The organism is Streptomyces sp. HSW2009, assembly GCF_040240285.1.
In the GTDB taxonomy this organism is placed as follows: Bacteria; Actinomycetota; Actinomycetes; order Streptomycetales; family Streptomycetaceae; genus Streptomyces.
The window spans coordinates 1-3,376 of record NZ_JBEHZD010000706.1 but is presented as its reverse complement, the minus strand read 5'-3'; the positions used below and the strand labels follow the sequence as shown (position 1 = coordinate 3,376).

2 protein-coding genes and 1 pseudogene are annotated in these 3,376 nt (G+C 76.0%); all 3 read right to left on the bottom strand.

The window, feature by feature from the left end:
* Positions 1 to 182: hypothetical protein (locus AAHZ94_RS31050; protein WP_349997052.1), on the bottom strand; the 182-nt coding region annotated here is incomplete at its 3' end.
* 62 nt (positions 183 to 244) lie between these two features.
* A complete protein-coding gene (gene glgB, locus AAHZ94_RS31045; protein WP_349997051.1) occupies positions 245 to 2,947 on the bottom strand; it encodes a 1,4-alpha-glucan branching enzyme in 2,703 nt (900 codons plus the stop codon).
* A gap of 150 nt (positions 2,948 to 3,097) precedes the next feature.
* Positions 3,098 to 3,376 (bottom strand): annotated as a pseudogene (locus AAHZ94_RS31040) (hypothetical protein); the annotation flags it as partial.

Genomic DNA, 3,376 nt, shown 5'->3' with positions numbered 1-3,376 from the left:
GGGGGGGGGGGGGCGGGCGCGGGGGCGCGCGGCGGCGGGGGCGGGGGGGGGGGGGGGGGCCCCCCCCCCCCCCCGCTGCCGCCCCGTGCCGCGCTCCGTACGGAGCCCCGTACCGCGACCCCGTGCCGCGCCCCGTACCACGCTCCGGTGTGCGCCCCGTGCCGCGCCCGGCGCCACCCCACAGCCTCCGCTCCCGCTCCCGCACCCCCACCCCCACCGCAACTCCCGCCCCGCCCCGCCCCGCTCAGAACGGCCGCAGCCACACCGTGGCCAGTGGTGGCAGGACGAGGGCGAGGGAGGCGGGGCGGCCGTGCCAGCCGGTCGGTTCGGCCTTGAGCGGGTCGGGGTTGCCGACGCCGCTGCCGCCGTACCGCTCCTCGTCCGTGTTCAGCACCTCCACCCACGCGGGCACCTCGTCCGACACGCCGATCCGGTACCCGTGCCGGACGACCGGCGACATGTTGCTCACGCACACCAGCGGGCTGCCGTCGGCCGCGTGCCGCGAGAAGGCGAACACGTTGTCCTGCGCCGCGTCCCCGTCGATCCAGGCGAACCCGTCGGGCGCCGTGTCGCGCTCCCACAGTGCGGGCGTCGCCAGGTAGCGCGCGTTGAGTTCGCGCACCAGGTCCCGTACGCCGCGGTGGTCGGGCTCGGCCGCGTACGAGGGGTCGAGTAGCCACCAGTCCGGCCCGTGCGGCTCCGACCACTCCGCTCCCTGCGCGAACTCCTGCCCCATGAACAGGAGTTGCTTGCCCGGGTGGGCCCACATGAAGCCGAGGTACGCGCGGTGGTTGGCGCGCTGCTGCCACCAGTCGCCGGGCATCTTGGACACCAGCGCCCGCTTGCCGTGCACCACCTCGTCGTGCGAGATGGGCAGCACGTAGTTCTCCGAGTACGCGTACACCATCGAGAACGTCATCTCGTGGTGGTGGTACGCGCGGTGCACCGGCTCGTGCCCGATGTAGCTCAGCGAGTCGTGCATCCAGCCCATGTTCCACTTCAGCCCGAACCCGAGGCCGCCGAAGCCGCCGGGGCCCACGTGGTGGGTGGCGCGGGTGACGCCGTCCCAGGCGGTGGACTCCTCGGCGATGGTCACCACGCCCGGGCAGCGCCGGTAGACCGTGGCGTTCATCTCCTGGAGGAAGGCGACCGCGTCCAGGTCCTCCCGGCCGCCGTGCACGTTCGGGGTCCAGCCGCCGGGCTCGCGCGAGTAGTCCAGGTAGAGCATGGAGGCCACGGCGTCCACCCGCACCCCGTCGACGTGGAACTCCTCGCACCAGTACACCGCGTTGGCCACCAGGAAGTTGCGCACCTCGCGCCGGCCGTAGTCGAACTCCAGCGTCCCCCAGTCGGGGTGCGCGGCCCGCGCCGGGTCCGCGTGTTCGTACAGCGGTCGGCCGTCGAACTCGGCCAGCGCCCACTCGTCCCGCGGGAAGTGCGCCGGAACCCAGTCGAGGAGCACCCCGATGCCGGCCCGGTGCAGCGCGTCGATGAGGTACTTGAGGTCGTCCGGGGTGCCGAGCCTGGCCGTCGGCGCGTAGAAGCCGGTGACCTGGTAGCCCCAGGAGCCGCCGAACGGGTGCTCGGCGAGCGGCATGAACTCCACGTGCGTGAAGCCCAGGTCCTTGACGTAGCCGGGGAGTTGTTCGGCCAGTTCGCGGTAGCCGAGGCCGGGGCGCCAGGACGGCAGGTGCACCTCGTAGACGGAGAACGGCGCGGCGTGCACCGGCAGCGCGCCCCGCCGCTCCAGCCACGCCCCGTCCTGCCAGTCGTAGTCCGAGGCGTGGACGACGGACGCGGTCGCCGGCGGGCACTCGGTGCGCCGCGCCATCGGGTCGGCGCGCAGCGTGTGCGACCCGTCGGGCCGGGTGATGTCGAACTTGTACAGCGCCCCCGGGCCGACCCCGGGCAGGAACAGTTCCCACACCCCGCTGGCGCCCAGCGACCGCATCGGGTAGGCGGTCCCGTCCCAGTACGAGAAGTCCCCGCTGACTCGCACCCCGCGGGCGTTCGGCGCCCACAGCGTGAACCGCGTCCCGGCCACCCCCTGGTGCACCATCGGCTGCGCGCCGAGCGCCCGCCACAGCTCCTCGTGCCGCCCCTCACGGATCAGATGCAGGTCGAATGCGCCGAGCGCGGGCAGAAAGCGGTACGGATCGTCGACCAGCGGCTCCGTCTGCTCCGTCTGCCCTGTCTGCCTCGTGCGGCCCGGCTGGCCCGTCAGCTCAGCGGGCTCCGTGCGGCCTGCCCGCTCCGTCTGCCCCGTCCGCTCCGTACGTACGGCGGACTCCGCGGATTCCACCGGCCGAGCGGCCTCCGCGACCGCGCCGGAACCGGCCTCCCCGTACGCCACCCGCAGCCGGTACGCGGGCACCGTCGCCAGCGGGAGCACGCCGCCGAACAGGCCGTCGCCCTCCGACCACAGCTCCGTCGGCCGCCCGTCGACGACGACCGCGACGGCGCTGGCGTACGGGCGCAGCACTCGGAACCGCACCCCGCCCGCCACCGGGTGCGCCCCGAGCACCGCATGCGGGTCGTGGTGCGCACCGGTCAACAGCCGGTCCCGCTCCTGCGGTTCGAGCCCGTCGGCCCGCGCGGCCCGGCCCGCTCCGTCCCCTGCGGGTCCGCTGGCCACCGGCCTCGCGGGCGCGCCCGCGCGCGCGAAGGCGGCGGGAACGGCGGGGGCGGCGGGGACGGGTGCCGTCGGGGCGGAGGCGGATGCGGTGACGGTCGCGGGCGGTGCGGGCAGCCGGGGCGCACGGGGCGTGGGCCGGCCGTCGTACGAGGGCCGGTCGAGGCCGGAGTCCGCGGCGTACGGGCGCCGTGGCGCGGCGGGGCCCGACGACTGCGCCGCGCGGGGGGTTGGTTGTGGGGCGGCCGGCCGGTGGGCGCGCCGGTCGACGGCGGACTCCCCGGGCCGGGAGCCGGAGGGCGGGCGGACGGTCACGGGGTGTCTCCTGCGGGGAAGGGGGAGGGCTGGGGCGGGTGTCGGGGAGTGAAGACGGGAAGCGGGGAGCGGAACGGAGCAGGGGAAGAACGAACGGCACACGGGGCTGGGGACGGGGCCGGGACGGGGCGGGCGGCGGGCCGCGCGGGCTCAGTCCGGATGGCGGGCCGTCGCTGGCGCCGTCGTGGTCGCTGTCGCTACCGCCCCTGCCGCAGTCCCGTGTGCCGTCGCGGCCAGTCGGCGGATCGCGGCCAGCGGCACGGGCAGCCAGTCGGGCCGGTGCCTGGCCTCGTACAGCACCTCGTACACCGCCTTGTCGGTCTCGTACGCGCGCAGCAACGCCGGCTCCGCGCGCGGGTCGTGGCCGCTGGCCCCGCGGGAGCCGGGGCAGATACAGACCCCGGCCCGGGCGCCCCCCCCCCCCCCCGC